This window comes from Serratia inhibens (assembly GCF_003591175.1).
In the GTDB taxonomy this organism is placed as follows: Bacteria; Pseudomonadota; Gammaproteobacteria; order Enterobacterales; family Enterobacteriaceae; genus Serratia; species Serratia inhibens.
Genome location: NZ_QYYG01000001.1, coordinates 1803209 through 1821807 on the forward strand (window position 1 = coordinate 1803209; position 18599 = coordinate 1821807).

The following is an 18599-nucleotide window of genomic DNA, read 5'->3' on the forward strand; positions in this document are numbered from 1 at the left end:
GCGCTCATAAAAAAGCGGGAAGAGATCGCTCTCTTCCCGCCAAAGGTAGGGTGTGTTCCGTCATGACTCGTTAAACACCCTGGGTACTACTCAGGTAAAACACTTTACTTCTGGATGTCGAACAGCTTGGTTTGGCCTGCCACTACGGAACCGGTCGCCAGTGCAGTCAGGCCGGCGTAATCGTCAGAGTTGCTCACCACCACCGGGCTTATCATCGAGCGGGCATTGGCGTTCAGGAAGTCCAGATCCAACTCGAGAATCGGCTGGCCGGCTTTCACCTCAGCACCCTCTTCTACCAGACGTTTGAACCCCTGACCGTTCAGCGCCACGGTGTCGATGCCCATATGCACCACAATCTCCGCGCCCTTGACGGTTTCCAGACAGAAAGCGTGGTTGGTGTTGAAGATTTTCACGATGGTGCCGTCCGCCGGCGCCACCACGGTTTTGTCGGTCGGGCGGATCGCCAGGCCATCACCCACCGCTTTGCTGGCAAAGGCTTCATCAGGAACCTGATCCAACAACACCACTTCGCCGGTTACCGGTGCCACCAGCGTCTCAAAAGCCACCTTAGGTGCGTTAGGCACCGCCTGCGGCTTGGCTTCGGCTACAGGGGCTGCAGCAGGCGCTACGGTAGCGGCAACCGGACCTGCGGCGACCACGTTGCGCATGGCGCTGGCAATCAGCTCCGCACGGGTGCCGACGATCACCTGTACGCTTTGTTTGTTCAGGCGGATCACGCCGGAAGCACCCAGACGTTTCGCCACCGCGTCGTTCACCAGTGCAGAGTCTTTCACGTTCAGACGCAGACGGGTGATACAGGCGTCGATGCCGGTCAGGTTGTCAGAACCGCCGATGGCGCCCACGTAACGGCGTGCCAGGGTAGTGGTTTCGTTTTCGCCTTTACCGTCGTCGGTACCGACGTTTACGTCATAACCGTCGGTTTCGTCACCGGCAACCGCCAGTTCGCGCCCTGGGGTCATCAGGTTGAACTTGTTGATGGTGAAGCGGAACACCACGTAGTAAATGGCGAAGAACACCAGGCCCTGCGGGATCAACATGTACCAGTGGGTCGCCAATGGGTTACGTGACGAAAGCACCATATCCACCAGACCGGCACTGAAGCCGAAACCGGCAATCCAGTGCATGCTGGCGGCGATGTATACCGAAATACCGGTCAGTATCGCGTGGATCACATACAACACTGGAGCCACGAACATGAAGGAGAATTCCAGCGGTTCGGTGATCCCGGTAAAGAAGGCGGCAAAGGCGCCCGCCATCATGATACCCAGAACCTTGGCTTTGTTTTCCGGACGCGCGCAGTGATAGATAGCCAGCGCAGCACCCGGCAGACCGAACATCATGATAGGGAAGAAGCCCGCCTGATAACGACCGGTGATGCCGACAACCGCTTTACCGGCTTCGATAGACTGCTGGCCACCGAGGAAGTTAGGGATGTCGTTAATGCCGGCCACGTCGAACCAGAACACCGAGTTCAACGCATGATGCAGGCCGACCGGGATCAGCAGACGGTTAAAGAACGCATAAATACCTGCGCCGGCGGAGCCTAACTTCTGAATATGTTCACCGAAGTTAACCAGGCCACCGAAAATCATCGGCCAGATATACATCAGAATGAAAGCCACCAGGATCATCAGGAAGGAGATCAGGATAGGCACCAGACGGCGGCCGCTGAAGAACGACAGCGCTTTCGGCAGCTCAACGCTGCTGAAACGGTTGTAGACTTCGGCGGAAATAATGCCCACCAGAATACCGACGAACTGGTTCTCAATTTTGCCAAAAGCGGCAGGGACCTGGTCGAGGGGGATCTTCTGAATCATCGACACGGCGGACGGTGAACAGAGAGTGGTTAATACCAGGAAACCGACAAAGCCGGTCAGCGCGGCGGCGCCGTCCTTGTCTTTGGACATGCCATAAGCCACACCGACGGCGAACAGCACCGACATGTGTTCGATAATGGCAGAGCCGGATTTAATAAAGAAAGCAGCGAGAGCGTTGGAGGCGCCCCAACCCGTAGGGTCAATCCAGTACCCTACGCCCATCAAGATCGCGGCGGCGGGCAGCGTGGCAACCGGCACCATCAAGGCGCGGCCCACTTTTTGCAAATAACTAAGAATGTTCACCTTTTCCCCCTATGTTGTCCGCGGACGGACCCTATTAGTAGTTTATTTAACTCTCTCACTACCTTTTAGAAATAACGCATGGCACGTATCACTCATGCGGAGTGTAAAAAAATTATTTCGTATCGCAAATTAAAAGCTCCTTTTTTGTGATTTATATCACCAAAAAGTAGTCTTAAGCTGCCACATTGCTAGCCATCACACAAAACTTATTTTATCATTCAAAAAATCATCGGGGCTGACGCATCACGTGAGAATCATAAAGTTGGATTACGCTTAGACTCTTGTTCAGGCCCGTAACAGTATAGCTTTAGTTTACTTACCCAAAGAGGTGTTAGATGAGACTTATCCCACTGAAAGATACTGCACAAGTCGGCAAATGGGCCGCCCGCCATATCGTCCAGCGCATCAACGCATTCAAGCCTACTGCGGAGCGTCCGTTTGTACTCGGCCTGCCAACCGGCGGGACTCCGCTCGAAGCCTACAAACATCTGATTGCGATGCACAAAGCAGGTGAAGTAAGCTTTAAGCATGTAGTGACTTTCAACATGGACGAATACGTTGGCCTGCCGCAGGAACACCCGGAAAGCTATCATACCTTCATGTACCGTAATTTCTTTGATCACGTTGATATTCCACGTGAAAACATCAACCTGCTGAATGGCAATGCGCCGGACGTGGACGCCGAGTGCCGTAAATACGAAGAAAAAATCAAGTCCTACGGTAAAATCAACCTGTTTATGGGCGGCGTCGGCATTGACGGTCATATCGCGTTTAACGAGCCGGCTTCATCACTGGCGTCGCGTACCCGCATCAAAACGCTGACTGAAGATACCCGCATCGCCAACTCTCGTTTCTTCGGCGGCGATGTTAGCCTGGTGCCGAAATACGCGCTGACCGTGGGCGTGGGTACGCTGCTCGACGCAGAAGAAGTGATGATTCTGGTGACCGGCCATGCCAAGGCACAGGCGCTGGAAGCCGCAGTGGAAGGCAATATCAACCATATGTGGACCATCAGTTGCCTGCAGCTGCACGCCAAGGCGGTTGTGGTGTGCGATGAGCCTTCCACCATGGAACTGAAAGTCAAAACCGTTAAATACTTCCGCGAGTTAGAAGCGGAAAGCGTTAAGAGTCTTTAATTTTTGCAGGGGGCTACGATGTTCGCTTTAACCCAATGCCGGATTTTCACCGGCCACGACGTGCTTGACGACCATGCGGTAATCATCGCTGATGGACTGATTGAACGAGTCTGTCCGCTGGCTGAACTGCCGGCCGACATTGAAACGCGCGATCTGGGTGGCGCCATCCTGGCCCCCGGTTTGATCGACGTGCAGCTTAACGGCTGTGGCGGCGTACAATTTAACGATTCGCTGGACGCCATTTCGGAAGAGACGCTGGAGATCATGCAGCGCGCCAACGAAAAATCCGGCTGCACCAGCTATCTGCCTACGCTGATCACCAGCAGCGACGAATTTATGAAGCACAGCATCGATGTGATGCGTGCTTATCTGAAAAAACACCCGAATCAGGCACTCGGCCTGCATCTGGAAGGGCCGTACCTTAGCCCACTGAAAAAAGGCACCCACAACCCGGCGTTCATCCGCAAACCGACCAGCGAGATGATCGACTATCTGTGCGCCAACGCCGATGTGATCACCAAAGTCACCCTGGCGCCGGAAATGGTAGAACCGCACTTTATCAAGCAACTGACCGCAGCGGGCATCGTGGTTTCCGCCGGCCACTCTAACGCCACTTACGATCAGGCCCGCACCGGCTTTGCCGCCGGCATCACCTTTGCGACCCATCTGTATAACGCCATGCCGTATATCACCGGGCGCGAACCTGGCCTGATGGGGGCGATTTTCGATACGCCCGAAGTGTATACCGGCATCATTGCCGACGGCCATCACGTAGCCTGGGCGAGTATCCGTAACGCCAAACGCATGAAAGGTGATAAATTGGTGTTGGTCACCGATGCCACCGCCCCGGCGGGCGCAGAGATTGACCAATTTATTTTTGCCGGTAAAACAATATACTATCGCGACGGGCTGTGCGTGGATGAGAACGGCACCCTGAGCGGCTCGGCGCTGACCATGATCGACGCGGTGAAAAACAGCGTAGAGCACGTCGGTATCGCGCTGGACGAAGCGCTGCGCATGGCAACGTTGTATCCGGCGCGCGCCATCGGCGTAGACCACCTGTTAGGCACAATCGAAGCCGGCAAAGTGGCGAACCTGACCGCATTTACCCGTGATTTTGATATCACCAAAACGCTCGTTAACGGTAACGAGGTTTAACTTAATGAACAGCGAGTAAAATTATTGATGAGTACTGGCGGACAGGCACAAATAGGGAACGTTGACTTAGTCAAACAACTCAACGGCGCAGCAGTGTATCGCCTGATCGACCAGCAGGGTCCGATCTCGCGCATTCAGATAGCCGAACTCAGCCAGCTAGCGCCCGCCAGCGTCACCAAAATTACTCGCCAGCTGTTGGAGCGCGGGCTGATCAAGGAAGTCGATCAGCAAGCCTCTACCGGTGGCCGTCGCGCCATTTCCATTGTCTCCGAAACCCGGCACTTCCACACCGTGGCAGTGCGTCTTGGGCGTCACGACGCCACCATCACTCTGTACGACATGAGCGGAAAATCGCTCGGTGAAGAACACTATCCACTGCCGGAACGCACTCAAGAGACGCTGGAAAACGCACTGTTCAACGCCATTGCGCAGTTTATCGAAAGCTACCAGCGCAAACTGCGCGAGCTGATCGCCATCGCGGTGATCCTGCCGGGCCTGGTTGATCCGGCGCTGGGCGTGGTGCGCTATATGCCGCACATCAGCGTCAGCCACTGGCCGTTGGTAGATAACCTGCAGCAACGTTTCAACGTCACCAGCTTTGTCGGGCACGACATCCGCAGCCTGGCGCTGGCGGAGCATTACTTTGGCGCCACCCGTGACTGCGAAGACTCTATTCTGGTGCGTCTGCACCGGGGTACCGGTGCAGGTATTATCGTCAATGGCCAGATTTTCCTTGGCAATAACGGCAACGTCGGCGAAATCGGCCACATTCAGATCGATCCCCTCGGTGAGCGCTGCCACTGCGGCAACTTCGGCTGCCTGGAAACCGTGGCCGCCAACGCCGCGATTGAACACCGCGTGCGCCATTTGCTGACCCAGGGCTACCCAAGCAAGCTGACGCTCGACGATTGCAGCATCGCCGCCATCTGCAAAGCGGCCAACCGCGGCGATCTGCTGGCCAGCGAAGTGATAGAGCACGTCGGCCGCTACCTCGGCAAAGCGGTGGCTATCGCCATTAACCTGTTTAATCCGCAAAAAGTGGTGATCGCCGGTGAAATTACCGAAGCCGAAAAAGTGCTGCTGCCGGCGATCCAAAGCTGCATCAATACGCAGGTGCTGAAGGACTTCCGCAAAAATCTGCCGGTGGTCACTTCCGAACTCAATCATCGCTCGGCGATCGGCGCTTTCGCCCTGGCCAAGCGGGCGATGCTCAACGGCGTGCTATTGCAGCGATTGCTGGAAAGTTGAGCCGCCGCTTCAGGCAGGTGTGCATCTTCGCGTTTTTGCCTGCCGTAAATCATGAGAAACAGCAACGATGACAATCAAGAACGTTATATGCGATATCGACGGCGTGCTGCTGCATGACAACACGCCGGTCCCCGGTGCCGATCTTTTCCTGGCGCGCATTCAGGAACAAGGCATGCCGCTGGTGGTGCTGACCAACTATCCGTCGCAAACCGCGCAGGATCTGGCGAACCGCTTCGCCGCCGCCGGATTGGAAGTGCCGGAGAGCGCGTTTTATACCTCCGCGATGGCCACCGCCGATTTTCTGCGCCGCCAGGAGGGCAAAAAAGCCTATGTGGTCGGTGAAGGTGCGTTGATTCACGAACTCTATAAGGCCGGTTTCACCATTACCGACATCAACCCGGACTTCGTGATTGTCGGCGAAACCCGCTCCTACAACTGGGATATGATGCATAAGGCCGCCTACTTCGTGAACAACGGTGCGCGCTTTATCGCCACCAACCCGGATAGCCATGGTCATGGTTTTACGCCTGCCTGCGGTGCGCTGTGCGCACCTATCGAAAAGATCACCGGCCGCAAGCCGTTTTACGTCGGTAAGCCAAGCCCGTGGATCATTCGCGCCGCGCTGAACAAGATGCAGGCACACTCGGAAGAAACGGTGATCGTCGGCGACAACCTGCGCACCGACATTCTGGCGGGCTTCCAGGCCGGTCTGGAAACCGTGCTGGTGCTGTCCGGCGTCTCGACGCTTAACGATGTCGAAACCATGCCGTTCCGCCCGAGCTATATTTTCCCTTCCGTGGCCGACATCACCATTTTTTAAATACTGCGGCGGCCTCAATGGCCGCCTCTGCCCTATTGTCTCAATAATAAAACCCTCGCCAGCGTGAATTTAATTTATTCATGGGCGCAAAAGGTTTCAGCCTGTCCTCGTTAAAAATCCGCACTATGTATTTACACCCCGCCAATCACTGAATTGCCGGCGAGTGAAAATACCCTTACCCAAAAATATAACGAGGCCATAATGAGCACGAATAACATTATCAATGTACAAGCCGCAGACGCTGCTGCCGCGATGCCGGACCTGAGCGGCAAGAAAATCCTGATGGGCTTTTGGCATAACTGGCTGGCCGGCGCCAGCGATGGTTACAAGCAAGGTAAATTCACCAATATGGATCTGACCGATATCCCGCCTGAATATAATGTGGTGGCGGTCGCCTTTATGAAGGGTGAAGGCATCCCTACCTTCAAGCCTTATAATCTGTCCGACGCCGAGTTCCGCCGCCAGGTTGGCGTGCTTAATAACCAGGGCCGGGCGGTACTGATTTCACTCGGCGGCGCAGATGCGCACATCGAGTTGAAAACCGGCGATGAAGACAAACTGGCCAATGAGATTATCCGTCTGGTGGAAACTTACGGTTTCGATGGCCTGGATATCGATCTTGAACAGGCAGCAATTGGCGCAGCCAATAATAAAACCGTATTGCCGGCCGCATTGAAAAAAGTGAAAGCACATTACGCCGCCGAAGGTAAAAACTTTATTGTCAGCATGGCGCCTGAATTCCCTTATTTACGCACCAATGGCACTTACCTGGATTATATTACCGCGCTCGAAGGCTACTACGATTTTATTGCACCGCAATATTACAATCAGGGCGGCGACGGGATCTGGGTTGATGAAGCCAATGGCGGTAAAGGCGCCTGGATCACTCAGGATAATGACGCGATGAAAGAAGACTTTCTCTATTATCTGACCGAGAGCCTGGTCACCGGTACCCGCGGTTATACCAAAATCCCGGCGACGAAATTCGTTATCGGCCTGCCAAGCAACAACGACGCCGCCGCCACCGGTTATGTGGTCAACAAGCAGGCAGTGTATAACGCCTTCGCGCGGCTCGACACCAAAGGGCTGTCGATCAAAGGGCTGATGACCTGGTCGGTCAACTGGGACAATGGCAAAAGCAGCGCCGGCGTTGCCTATAACTGGGAATTCAAAACACGCTATGCGCCGTTGATCCAGGGTGGAGCCACCCCACCTCAGCCGGGAAAGCCTGATGCGCCCACGGCGCTGAACGCCACCGCACTGACCTCGACGTCACTGACGTTAAACTGGACCGCAGCAGCCAGCACTTATCCGATCAGCCACTATGCGGTTTACCGCGACGGCAGCGCCATCGGCCAGACCGGCAGCCTTTCGCTGCAGGACAGCGGCCTGCTCCCATCGACTCAATACAGCTATTTTGTTACCGCAACCGACAGCCAGGGCAATACCTCGTTGCCTGGCAGTGCGCTGGCGGTGAAAACGGCCGACGGCGGCACGCCGCCCGAGCCGGGCGTGAGCGAGTGGCAAAGCAATCATAGCTACAAGGCGGGCGATGTGGTGACCTATAAAGGCAAAAAATACACCTGCCTTCAGGCACACACCTCGAATACCGGTTGGACACCGGATGCCGCCTTCACCCTGTGGCAGCTGACCGCCTGATAGTCAGCAATGAGTCGCCGGTAAAATTGTCCGGCGACTTATTCATTCATCAAAAAATTAAACATTCACTAATTAAAATAGATAAAAACTGAATATCCGCTAAAAATCGACACCCCCAAAACAACTATTTCTCTGCGTAACGCTAAAACGCTTGCATCCCCTGCCGGTTTTGACGCATTTTCATAAACACAACGCAGCAAGACCGCGTCATCACTGATGAACCGGCCGCGCCGCCCATAACAGCAAAACAACATCACAGTCTAAAAAAGTCGTTAGGAGAGTCGTTATATGTGTTCTATTTTCGGTGTGCTCGATCTGAAGTCCGATCCCGTTGAACTGCGCAAGAAAGCGCTGGAGCTGTCTCGTCTGATGCGCCATCGCGGCCCGGACTGGTCCGGCGTTTATGCCAGCGATAAAGCCATTCTGGTGCATGAGCGCCTGTCGATTGTCGACGTCAACAATGGCGCCCAACCGCTGTACAACGCTGCGCACACCCACGTTCTGGCCGTAAACGGTGAGATCTATAACCACCAGGCACTGCGTCAAGAACTGGGCGATCGTTACGAGTTCCAGACCGCTTCCGACTGTGAAGTGATCCTGGCGCTGTATCAGGAAAAAGGCATCGATTTCCTCGACGATTTGCAGGGCATGTTCGCCTTCGCCCTTTATGATTCAGAGAAAGACGCTTACCTGATCGGACGCGATCACCTGGGTATTATCCCGCTGTACATGGGCCATGACGAATTCGGCAACCTGTATGTCGCCTCCGAAATGAAAGCGCTGGTGCCGGTCTGCCGCACCATCAAAGAATTCCCGGCGGGCAGCTACCTGTGGAGCCAGGACGGCGAGATCCGTGAATATTACCAGCGCGACTGGTTCGATTACGACAATGTCAAAGACAACGTGACCGATGCCAACGCCCTGCGCAACGCGCTGGAAGATTCGGTGAAAAGCCATCTGATGTCCGACGTGCCGTACGGCGTATTGCTGTCCGGCGGGCTGGATTCTTCAGTCATCTCCGCCATTACCAAAAAATACGCCGCACGCCGTGTGGAAGATCAAGAGCGCAGCGAAGCCTGGTGGCCACAGCTGCACTCCTTCGCCGTCGGCCTGGAAGGTTCACCGGATCTGCGCGCCGCGCAGGAAGTGGCCAACCATCTGGGCACCGTGCACCATGAAATTCACTTCACCGTGCAGGAAGGCCTGGATGCCATCCGCGACGTGATTTATCACATCGAAACCTACGACGTCACCACCATTCGCGCCTCCACGCCAATGTACCTGATGTCGCGTAAAATCAAGGCGATGGGTATCAAGATGGTGCTGTCCGGCGAGGGTGCGGACGAAGTGTTCGGTGGCTATCTGTATTTCCATAAGGCGCCGGATGCGCGTGAGTTCCACGACGAGACCGTGCGTAAGCTGCTGGCGCTGCATATGTTTGACTGTGCGCGCGCCAACAAGGCGATGTCCGCCTGGGGCGTGGAAGCTCGCGTACCCTTCCTGGACAAGAAATTCCTCGACGTGGCGATGCGCATCAACCCGAAAGATAAAATGTGCGGCAACGGCAAAATGGAAAAACACATCCTGCGCGAGTGTTTTGAATCCTATCTGCCGGCCAGCGTGGCCTGGCGCCAGAAAGAGCAGTTCTCCGACGGCGTGGGCTATAGCTGGATCGACACGCTGAAAGAAGTCGCCGCGAAGCAAATCAGCGATCAACAGCTCGAAACTGCACGTTTCCGTTTCCCGTACAACACGCCGAGCTCCAAAGAAGGCTATCTGTATCGCGAAATCTTCGAAGAGCTGTTCCCACTGCCAAGCGCGGCCGAATGCGTACCTGGCGGCCCTTCAGTGGCTTGCTCTTCAGCGAAAGCCATCGAATGGGATGAATCCTTCAAAAAGATGGATGACCCTTCTGGCCGTGCCGTCGGCGTCCACCAATCCGCCTACAAGTAATAGCGCGGGTTTTATATCCAGGCGGGCCTCATGGCCCGCTTTTTTGTTGATGTTTTCAACCGTTAATCACCTGAATTGATGCTTTTATCACCATACTGTTCACAACCCAGACAAACAACACATCCAGCCGCTTTTTCGGGAAAAAACTTGTTGACGCAAAACGGCCATATACGCATAATGCGCCCCGCAACGCCGATGAAGGTTGCGCGAAAAAAGATGGCTACGTAGCTCAGCTGGTTAGAGCACATCACTCATAATGATGGGGTCACAGGTTCAAATCCCGTCGTAGCCACCATCTTTTTGCGGGAGTGGCGAAATTGGTAGACGCACTAGATTTAGGTTCTAGCGCCGCAAGGTGTGCGAGTTCAAGTCTCGCCTCCCGCACCATTTCTTTTCATCGTCGAGCAGGCAGCAGGTGGGGTATCGCCAAGCGGTAAGGCACCGGTTTTTGATACCGGCATTCCCTGGTTCGAATCCAGGTACCCCAGCCATCTTTTTTAGGATGGGGATGCTGCAAAAAAGGTTTACGTGTTGATGGGGTATCGCCAAGCGGTAAGGCACTGGTTTTTGATACCAGCATTCCCTGGTTCGAATCCAGGTACCCCAGCCATACCGACACTGTTGACTTTTAAGGTAAAATATCGAAAAATGGCTACGTAGCTCAGCTGGTTAGAGCACATCACTCATAATGATGGGGTCACAGGTTCAAATCCCGTCGTAGCCACCATATTTTACTGTTATACCATTGGGGTGTCGCCAAGCGGTAAGGCTCTGGTTTCTGATACCAGCATACCCAGGTTCGAATCCTGGCACCCCAGCCACATTTAGAAAAGCCCGCTTCGGCGGGCTTTTTGCTATTCTGCGTTCGTTGAAGTCGCGTTAAAACGGGCGCAGCCTGTTGCGCCCGTACCAGGAAAATATCCTCTCGACTACAACCCTAATGCATATTTCAGCGCATGTTCCTTCAGCTTGCCCGCCCGCTGGGCCGCCATCAGCGCAATATTGCGCGCTACGTTCAGCGGTGCCAAATTATTGCTGAAAGCGGTATAAAACAGATCCATGCCACTTTGCATCAGCAGGTTATCGGTGCGACGACGGCGCTGATAGCGCATCAGCACAGCTTCACTACTCCAGTCCTCGCCCTGCTCCCGCGCGTCACTCAGTACCGCCAGCAACGCTTCCACATCGCGATAGCCCAGGTTCACCCCCTGCCCCGCCAACGGGTTGATGGTGTGCGCTGCATCACCGAGCAACGCCAGCCCCGGCAGTACATAGCGCTGTGCGTGGCGGCGCGCCAGCGGAAAAGCCCCGGCGGCATGCACTTTTACCGCCCCCAGACGAGCCGGAAACGCTTCGGCGATTTCCCGCTCAAGCTGCGCCGGCGGCATCGCTTGCAACTGACGGATACGCTGCGGGCTGTCGTACCAAACCAGCGAAGCCCATTGATCGTACAACGGCAGGAAAGCGCGCGGCCCGGAAGGGAAAAATTGCTGCCAGGTCACATCCTGCTGCGGCGCGCCGGTATCGACGGTGATCAACATGCAGGACTGGCGATACTGCCAACCGCTGGTGCCGATGGCCGCCAGATTACGCACCTGCGAATTAGCGCCGTCGGCGCCCACCACCAGCCGCGCCTGCAGCCTCTCAGAAGAGTCCAGCTCCAGATGCCAGTGGTCATCTGCCCGTTGCAGCGAACGCAGCCTGGCGGGGCAACAGAGCGTCAAATTGTCGCACTGCTCCATTTGCTGCCACAGCGCCAATTGCAAAATCCGATTTTCCACCATGAAGCCCAGCTCAGGCAGGCCCAGCGAAGCCGCGTCAAACGCCACGCGTGAAGACGCCCACTCCCAGGTTTCCAACCGGCGGTACGGTGCCACACGCATGCCCGCCACCGCTTGCCAGACGCCAAGCTGCTTGAGCAGCCCCACCGAGGTGCAGCCAATCGCGGAAATACGCAGGTCCGGCGGGCTTTGCACATCGAACGCCTGCGGTGCCTGATGTTCCAACAGCGCCACCGACCAACCGGCCTGCGCCAATCCCAGCGCCGCCGCCGCGCCGACCATCCCGCCGCCTACCACTACGACGTCATACCTTTTTTGAGATGTGTTCATTTTGGCCATGTTTTCTTAGTGAATTATCGCCATCCCAGCGGGCACGGCATTTGGCCTCAGTGTACCGGATTTTTAATTGCGCATCAGGTCGCATAGCGTTTTCCCCGCGCTGGTCACAACGGCGCCAAATGATTACAATACGCCTTCTGCATGTCGCGTAACGCAACTTTCGCTCCGCACTGAGTAATGGCAAGTCAATGACGAAAAAACTACATATCAAAACCTGGGGCTGCCAGATGAATGAATACGATTCATCGAAAATGGCCGACCTGTTGAACAGCACGCACGGCTTCGAGTGGACCGAAAACGCCGAAGAAGCGGACGTGCTGCTGCTGAACACCTGCTCAATTCGTGAAAAGGCGCAGGAAAAAGTTTTCGCCATGCTCGGGCGCTGGAGATTGCTGAAAGAGAAAAACCCGGCGCTGATCATCGGTGTGGGCGGCTGCGTCGCCTCTCAGGAAGGCGAATTGATCCGCACCCGCGCTCCCTGCGTTGACGTAGTGTTCGGCCCGCAGACCCTGCACCGCCTGCCGGAAATGATCAACCACGTGCGCGGCACCCGCAGCCCAATCGTCGACATCAGCTTCCCGGAAATCGAGAAATTCGACCGCCTGCCGGAACCGCGCGCCGAAGGCCCAACCGCCTTTGTTTCCATCATGGAAGGTTGCAACAAATACTGTACCTTCTGCGTGGTGCCTTACACCCGCGGCGAGGAAGTGAGCCGCCCAAGCGATGACGTGCTGTTCGAAATCGCCCAACTGGCGGCACAGGGCGTGCGTGAAGTGAACCTGCTCGGCCAGAACGTCAACGCCTACCGCGGCGCTACCTACGATGGCGGTATCTGCTCGTTTGCCGAGCTGCTGCGCCTGGTGGCGGCGATTGACGGCATCGACCGCATCCGTTTCACCACCAGCCATCCGATTGAGTTCACCGACGACATCATCGCGGTGTATCAAGACACGCCAGAGCTGGTCAGCTTCCTGCATCTGCCGGTACAGAGCGGCTCAGACCGCATACTGACCATGATGAAACGCGCGCACACCGCGTTGGAATACAAAGCGATCATTCGCAAACTGCGCAAGGCGCGGCCGAACATACAGCTCAGCTCTGACTTTATCATCGGCTTCCCGGGGGAAACCCAGGCCGACTTCGAACAAACCATAAACCTGGTCGCCGAGATTAACTTCGATGCCAGCTTCAGTTTTATCTATTCGTCACGCCCAGGCACCCCAGCGGCCGATATGGTGGACGACGTCAGCGAAGACGAAAAGAAACAGCGCCTGTATATCCTGCAGGATCGTATCAACCAGCAGGTGTTGCAGTTCAGCCGCCGCATGCTCGGTACCGTGCAGCGTATTCTGGTTGAGGGTACCTCGCGCAAAAGCCTGATGGAGCTGGCCGGTCGCACCGAATGCAACCGTATGGTGAATTTTGAAGGCACGCCGGATATGATCGGCCAATTCGTCGATGTGGAAATCACCGAGGTAATGACCAACACACTGCGTGGCGCAGTGGTGCGTACCGAACAGCAGATGGATCTGCGCGTACATGAATCCCCGCAGTCGGTGATCGCCCGTACCCGCAAAGAAAATGCGCTGGGTGTCGGTACTTACCAGCCCTGACGCCGTTTCCGCATTGCCGTGGCGCCTGTCGCCACGTTGACGTTTATCCTTATTATTTCTCCGCCGGGCGCTTGCGTCCGGTGATGTTCTTTTTTGTTTTTTTTATTATTAAGAGGCGATATAGCATGCAACTCCCACACTGCCCGCAGTGCAACTCCGAATACACCTATCAGGACAATGCGATGTTTATCTGCCCTGAGTGCGCCCACGAGTGGAGCGACAACGCGCCGGCAGAAGACAGCGATGCGCTGATCGTCAAAGACGCCAACGGCAACCTGCTGGCCGACGGCGATGCCGTGACCGTGGTGAAAGACCTAAAAGTGAAAGGCAGCTCTTCTATGCTGAAGATTGGCACCAAGGTGAAAAACATTCGCCTGGTGGAAGGCGACCACAACATTGACTGTAAAATCGATGGTTTTGGCCCGATGAAGCTGAAATCCGAGTTCGTGAAAAAGAACTGATCCCCGCGCAATTACGCGGCTGTTTTTGCCGCGTTTTTTCCTCACTCCGCCCTTGAATTACATCGCCGGCGCACAGATAGATCATGGGTAAACTTGCGCCAGTACGGCGCACCATGAATAATTCAAGAAGAAACTTCAGGGCTTGCCCCTGAATGCGCGTACCGAAAATCAACCAGGCCCGATATGAGCCTTGAGGAATAGTTTGAACGTCGCAACACAAGAAATTCTGTTAGAGCCGGCAGACAATAAGCGATTGCTCAGCCTGTGCGGCCCGTTTGATGACAATATCAAACAACTCGAACGCCGGTTGGGGATTGAGATCAACCGCCGCGACAACCGTTTCAAACTGGTTGGCAAAAACCCGTGCGTAGTTGCCGCCGCCGATATCTTGCGCCACCTGTACGTGGATACCGCGCCCATTCGCGGCGTGATCCCGGATATCGACCCGGAACAGATCCATCTGGCGATCAAAGAGAGTCGGGTGCTTGAGCAGGTAGCCGATAGCGTGCCGGATTACGGCAAAGCGGTAACCATCAAAACCAAACGTGGCATGGTGAAACCGCGCACGCCGAATCAGGCGCAGTACATCGCCAATATTCTCGATCACGACATCACCTTCGGCATTGGGCCGGCGGGGACCGGGAAGACCTATCTGGCCGTCGCCGCTGCGGTAGACGCCCTGGAACGCCAGGAGATTCGCCGCATTCTGCTGACGCGCCCGGCGGTTGAGGCCGGTGAAAAACTGGGCTTCCTGCCGGGGGATCTGAGCCAGAAGGTCGATCCTTACCTGCGCCCTCTGTACGACGCCCTGTTCGAAATGCTGGGCTTTGAGCGCGTGGAGAAGCTGATCGAACGCAACGTGATTGAGGTCGCGCCGCTGGCCTATATGCGCGGTCGCACGCTGAACGATGCGTTTATCATTCTCGATGAGAGCCAGAACACCACCATCGAACAGATGAAGATGTTCCTGACGCGCATCGGCTTCAACTCGAAGGCGGTGATCACCGGCGACGTTACCCAGATTGACCTGCCGCGCAACCAGAAATCCGGCCTTCGCCATGCGATAGAAGTCCTGTCGGATGTCGAAGAACTGAGCTTCAACTTCTTCCATAGCGAAGACGTGGTGCGCCACCCGGTGGTAGCCCGCGTGGTTATCGCCTATGAAGCCTGGGAAGCCGCCGAACAAAAACGCAAAGACGCGATTGCCGAACAACGCAAGCACGAGGCCATCATCGCCTCCGGGCAGGAGACACTATGAGTCAGGTGATTTTGGATCTGCAGATTGCCTGTGCAGACAGCAACGGCCTGCCGGACGAAGCCACCTTCCAGCGCTGGCTGGAGGGCGTGCTGCCGCAGTTTCAGGAAGAGGCCGAGGTCACCATTCGCGTGGTGGACGAAGCCGAGAGCAACGAACTGAACCTGACCTATCGCGGGAAAGACAAACCGACCAACGTGCTGTCCTTCCCGTTCGAAGCCCCACCGGGCATCGAGCTACCGCTGCTCGGCGATCTGATCATCTGCCGTCAGGTCGTTGAACAGGAAGCGGTTGAGCAAGACAAGGCGCTGGAGGCCCACTGGGCGCATATGGTTGTCCACGGCAGCCTTCATCTGCTAGGGTATGACCACATCGAAGACGATGAAGCCGAAGAAATGGAGTCTTTGGAAACCGAAATCATGCACGGCCTGGGCTATCCGGACCCGTACCTGGCGGAAAAAGACCCCATCTGACGTCAGCTGATTCCCCCGCAGCCCCTGTAAGGGGCTGTCGCTGACGCCCCTAACTCTTACATGAGTGATATTAACTAAAACGCCATGAGCGACGACCATTCACAAAGCAATGACAGCCCCAGTCCCAAGAAGGGGTTCTTTACTCTCATCCTTAACCAGCTGTTCCACGGCGAACCGAAAAACCGTGGCGATCTGGTAGAGCTGATCCGCGATTCCGAGCAGAACGATCTGATCGACCCCGATACCCGAGACATGCTGGAAGGCGTGATGGATATCGCCGAGCAGCGCGTGCGCGACATCATGATCCCGCGCTCCCAGATGGTCACGCTCAAGCGTAACCAGACTCTGGAAGAGTGCCTGGACGTGATTATTGAATCCGCCCACTCACGCTTCCCGGTGATCAGCGAAGATAAAGATCACATCGAAGGCATTCTGATGGCCAAGGATCTGCTGCCGTTTATGCGCGCAGAGTCTGAGCCGTTCAGCATCGACAAGGTGCTGCGCACCGCGGTGGTGGTGCCCGAAAGCAAGCGGGTCGATCGGATGCTGAAGGAGTTTCGCTCCCAGCGCTATCACATGGCGATTGTCATTGACGAATTCGGCGGCGTTTCCGGCCTGGTCACCATCGAAGACATTCTGGAACTGATTGTCGGCGAAATCGAAGACGAATATGACGACGAAGAAGATCTGGACATCCGCCAACTCAGCCGCCATATGTATACCGTGCGGGCGTTGGCGCCGATTGAAGACTTCAACGAAGCCTTCAATACACACTTCAGCGACGACGAGGTCGACACCATAGGTGGCCTGGTGATGCAAGCCTTCGGGCACCTGCCTGCGCGTGGGGAAACCATTGAAATCGAAGGTTACCTGTTTAAGGTTGCGATGGCCGACAGTCGACGTATCATCCAGGTTCATGTAAAAATTCCGGACGATTCTCCACAACCGAAACTGGAAGACTAAATCCAACATGGCTAAAGCCTCTATCCTTGAACGCCAGCGGGTTCGCGCCCTGCTGGCGCTGTTGTCTGGTGCCGGCGGCGCGCTGGCGTTTTCCCCTTACGATATATGGCCTGCGGCCATTGTTTCCCTGTTCGGCCTGCTGGCCGTTACCCTGAACCGCACCACCAGACAATCCGCCCTGCTCGGCTTCTGTTGGGGGTTTGGTCTGTTTGGCGCCGGCGTCCACTGGGTTTACGTCAGCATAGCCGACTTCGGCGGCATGCCGTTTGCCGTCAATATTTTTCTGGTTGCGCTGCTGGCCGCCTACCTGGCTTTGTATACCGGGCTGTTCGCCGGGTTGTTGGCACGCCTGTGGCCGGCCACCAGTTGGTACCGCCTGGCGATTGCCGCGCCGGTGCTGTGGCAAGTGACCGAGTTCCTGCGCGGTTGGGTGCTGACCGGCTTCCCCTGGTTACAGTTCGGCTACAGCCAACTCAACGGGCCGCTGAAAGGCGTCGCGCCGCTACTGGGAGTTGACGCCATCACCTTCATGCTGATGGCGATCGCCGGGTTGCTGGTGTATGCCATCAACCAACGCCGCGTTGCCGCTGCGGCCGTTGCCATCGCACTGCTGTTGTTGCCCTGGCCGCTGCGTCAGTTGCACTGGTTTACCCCGCAGCCGGAGAAAGCGGTGAATGTCGCCATGGTACAAGGCAACATCGCCCAATCGATGAAGTGGGATCCGAAAGCGCTGGTCAGCACGCTGCAAACCTATCTGGATGAAACCCGTCCTTATATGGGCAAGGCGCCGATCATCATCTGGCCGGAATCCGCCATCCCGGATTACGAGGCCAGTCAGAACGGCTTCCTGACCATGATGGACGACCTGATGCGCGCCAAAAACAGCAGCCTGATCACCGGCATTGTCGACGTGCGCGCCACCCCGCAGGGCCAGCAAATCTATAACAGCGCCATTGTATTGGGTGAACAGACGCCGTACGTCTACCCGGCCAAAGACCGCTATAACAAGCATCATCTGGTACCGTTCGGCGAGTTTGTGCCGTTGGAAACGCTGTTGAGGCCACTGGCGCCGTTCTTCGATCTGCCAATGTCATCCTTCAGCCGTGGCGATTACGTTCAACCGCAGTTGAGCGTGAAGGGGTATAACCTGACGGCGGCGATCTGTTATGAAATTGTCCTCGGCCAGCAGGTGCGCGATAACTTCCGCCCGGACACCAACTTCCTGCTGACCCTCTCCAATGACGCCTGGTTCGGCCATTCCATCGGCCCGTGGCAGCACTTCCAGATGGCGCGCATGCGTGCACTGGAATTGGGTCGCCCGCTGTTGCGCAGCACCAACAACGGCGTAACCGCCGCTGTTGACGCCAACGGTGAAGTGATAGCCGAGATCCCGCAGTTCACCCGCAGCGTGCTCGAGGTGAAAGTCACCCCGACCACCGGCATTACGCCATACGCTCGCTTTGGCGCCACACCGCTGTGGATCATCACCCTGCTGCTTGGCGGCATGGCGTTGATGCTCGGCCTGCGTCGTAAGTAATCTCACCCGGGGCGCAGTTCACTGAACTGCGCCCTCGTCCCTGTCCCCGTCAAATGCCCGTC

Annotated in this window: 14 protein-coding genes and 6 tRNA genes; 18 read left to right on the plus strand and 2 right to left on the minus strand. The window is 56.1% G+C overall.

All coding sequences use genetic code 11. The features are described from left to right. Positions 1–104: 104 nt before the first annotated feature. Positions 105–2141 (minus strand): N-acetylglucosamine-specific PTS transporter subunit IIBC, encoded by a 2037-nt coding sequence (gene nagE / locus D4100_RS08555; protein ID WP_119804041.1) that lies wholly within the window; start codon positions 2139–2141, stop codon positions 105–107. 335 nt (positions 2142–2476) lie between these two features. Between nagE and nagB the strand changes: the two genes are divergently transcribed. The 12 genes from nagB to D4100_RS08615 all read left to right on the plus strand — a co-directional run bounded on the left by nagB (position 2477) and on the right by D4100_RS08615 (position 10936). Continuing rightward, positions 2477–3277: a glucosamine-6-phosphate deaminase gene (nagB, locus tag D4100_RS08560; protein ID WP_006319923.1), complete on the plus strand. Its 801-nt coding sequence runs from the start codon at positions 2477–2479 to the stop codon at positions 3275–3277. Positions 3278–3295: 18 nt separating this feature from the next. After that, on the plus strand, positions 3296–4435 hold the full coding sequence (nagA, locus tag D4100_RS08565) for an N-acetylglucosamine-6-phosphate deacetylase (RefSeq protein ID WP_006319922.1): 1140 nt from the start codon (positions 3296–3298) through the stop codon (positions 4433–4435). 27 nt (positions 4436–4462) lie between these two features. After that, a complete protein-coding gene (gene nagC / locus D4100_RS08570) occupies positions 4463–5683 on the plus strand; it encodes a DNA-binding transcriptional regulator NagC (RefSeq protein WP_006319921.1) in 1221 nt (406 codons plus the stop codon). A 67-nt stretch (positions 5684–5750) separates the two neighbouring features. After that, positions 5751–6503, plus strand: coding sequence for an HAD-IIA family hydrolase (locus D4100_RS08575; RefSeq protein ID WP_004949656.1), 753 nt, complete (start codon positions 5751–5753; stop codon positions 6501–6503). Between the two features lie 201 nt (positions 6504–6704). Continuing rightward, positions 6705–8162, plus strand: a complete 1458-nt coding sequence (gene chiC / locus D4100_RS08580) for a chitinase ChiC (protein WP_119804045.1) — start codon at positions 6705–6707, stop codon at positions 8160–8162. Positions 8163–8450: 288 nt separating this feature from the next. Beyond that, positions 8451–10115 (plus strand): asparagine synthase B, encoded by a 1665-nt coding sequence (gene asnB, locus D4100_RS08585; protein ID WP_006319919.1) that lies wholly within the window; start codon positions 8451–8453, stop codon positions 10113–10115. A 218-nt stretch (positions 10116–10333) separates the two neighbouring features. Then, positions 10334–10410: transfer RNA gene (locus D4100_RS08590), tRNA-Met, on the plus strand. A 7-nt stretch (positions 10411–10417) separates the two neighbouring features. Next, positions 10418–10502 (plus strand) — tRNA-Leu (locus tag D4100_RS08595). A gap of 29 nt (positions 10503–10531) precedes the next feature. Further along, positions 10532–10606 (plus strand) — tRNA-Gln (locus D4100_RS08600). Positions 10607–10650: 44 nt separating this feature from the next. Continuing rightward, positions 10651–10725 (plus strand) — tRNA-Gln (locus D4100_RS08605). Positions 10726–10765: 40 nt separating this feature from the next. Then, positions 10766–10842, plus strand: a tRNA-Met gene (locus tag D4100_RS08610). Between the two features lie 19 nt (positions 10843–10861). Continuing rightward, positions 10862–10936 (plus strand) — tRNA-Gln (locus tag D4100_RS08615). 108 nt (positions 10937–11044) lie between these two features. On the opposite strand, the gene ubiF is transcribed toward D4100_RS08615, so the two are convergent. Then, entirely contained in the window at positions 11045–12226 is a 1182-nt protein-coding gene (ubiF, locus tag D4100_RS08620) for a 3-demethoxyubiquinol 3-hydroxylase (RefSeq protein ID WP_006319918.1), read from the minus strand. Positions 12227–12423: 197 nt separating this feature from the next. Between ubiF and miaB the strand changes: the two genes are divergently transcribed. The 6 genes from miaB to lnt all read left to right on the plus strand — a co-directional run bounded on the left by miaB (position 12424) and on the right by lnt (position 18537). Further along, positions 12424–13848: a tRNA (N6-isopentenyl adenosine(37)-C2)-methylthiotransferase MiaB gene (gene miaB, locus D4100_RS08625; protein WP_006319917.1), complete on the plus strand. Its 1425-nt coding sequence runs from the start codon at positions 12424–12426 to the stop codon at positions 13846–13848. A gap of 125 nt (positions 13849–13973) precedes the next feature. Beyond that, complete coding sequence (locus D4100_RS08630) at positions 13974–14309, plus strand: zinc ribbon domain-containing protein YjdM (RefSeq protein ID WP_119804047.1); 336 nt, start codon at positions 13974–13976, stop codon at positions 14307–14309. Positions 14310–14511: 202 nt separating this feature from the next. Next, positions 14512–15567 (plus strand): PhoH family protein, encoded by a 1056-nt coding sequence (locus D4100_RS08635; RefSeq protein WP_006319915.1) that lies wholly within the window; start codon positions 14512–14514, stop codon positions 15565–15567. After that, positions 15564–16037: an rRNA maturation RNase YbeY gene (ybeY, locus tag D4100_RS08640; protein ID WP_006319914.1), complete on the plus strand. Its 474-nt coding sequence runs from the start codon at positions 15564–15566 to the stop codon at positions 16035–16037. The genes D4100_RS08635 and ybeY overlap by 4 nt, the downstream gene beginning before the upstream one ends. Positions 16038–16121: 84 nt before the next feature. Then, a complete protein-coding gene (gene corC, locus D4100_RS08645; RefSeq protein WP_006319913.1) occupies positions 16122–17000 on the plus strand; it encodes a CNNM family magnesium/cobalt transport protein CorC in 879 nt (292 codons plus the stop codon). Positions 17001–17007: 7 nt separating this feature from the next. After that, positions 17008–18537 carry an apolipoprotein N-acyltransferase gene (gene lnt / locus D4100_RS08650; RefSeq protein ID WP_119804049.1) on the plus strand — a complete coding sequence of 510 codons (1530 nt, stop codon included), beginning with the start codon at positions 17008–17010 and terminating at the stop codon, positions 18535–18537. Positions 18538–18599: the final 62 nt, after the last annotated feature.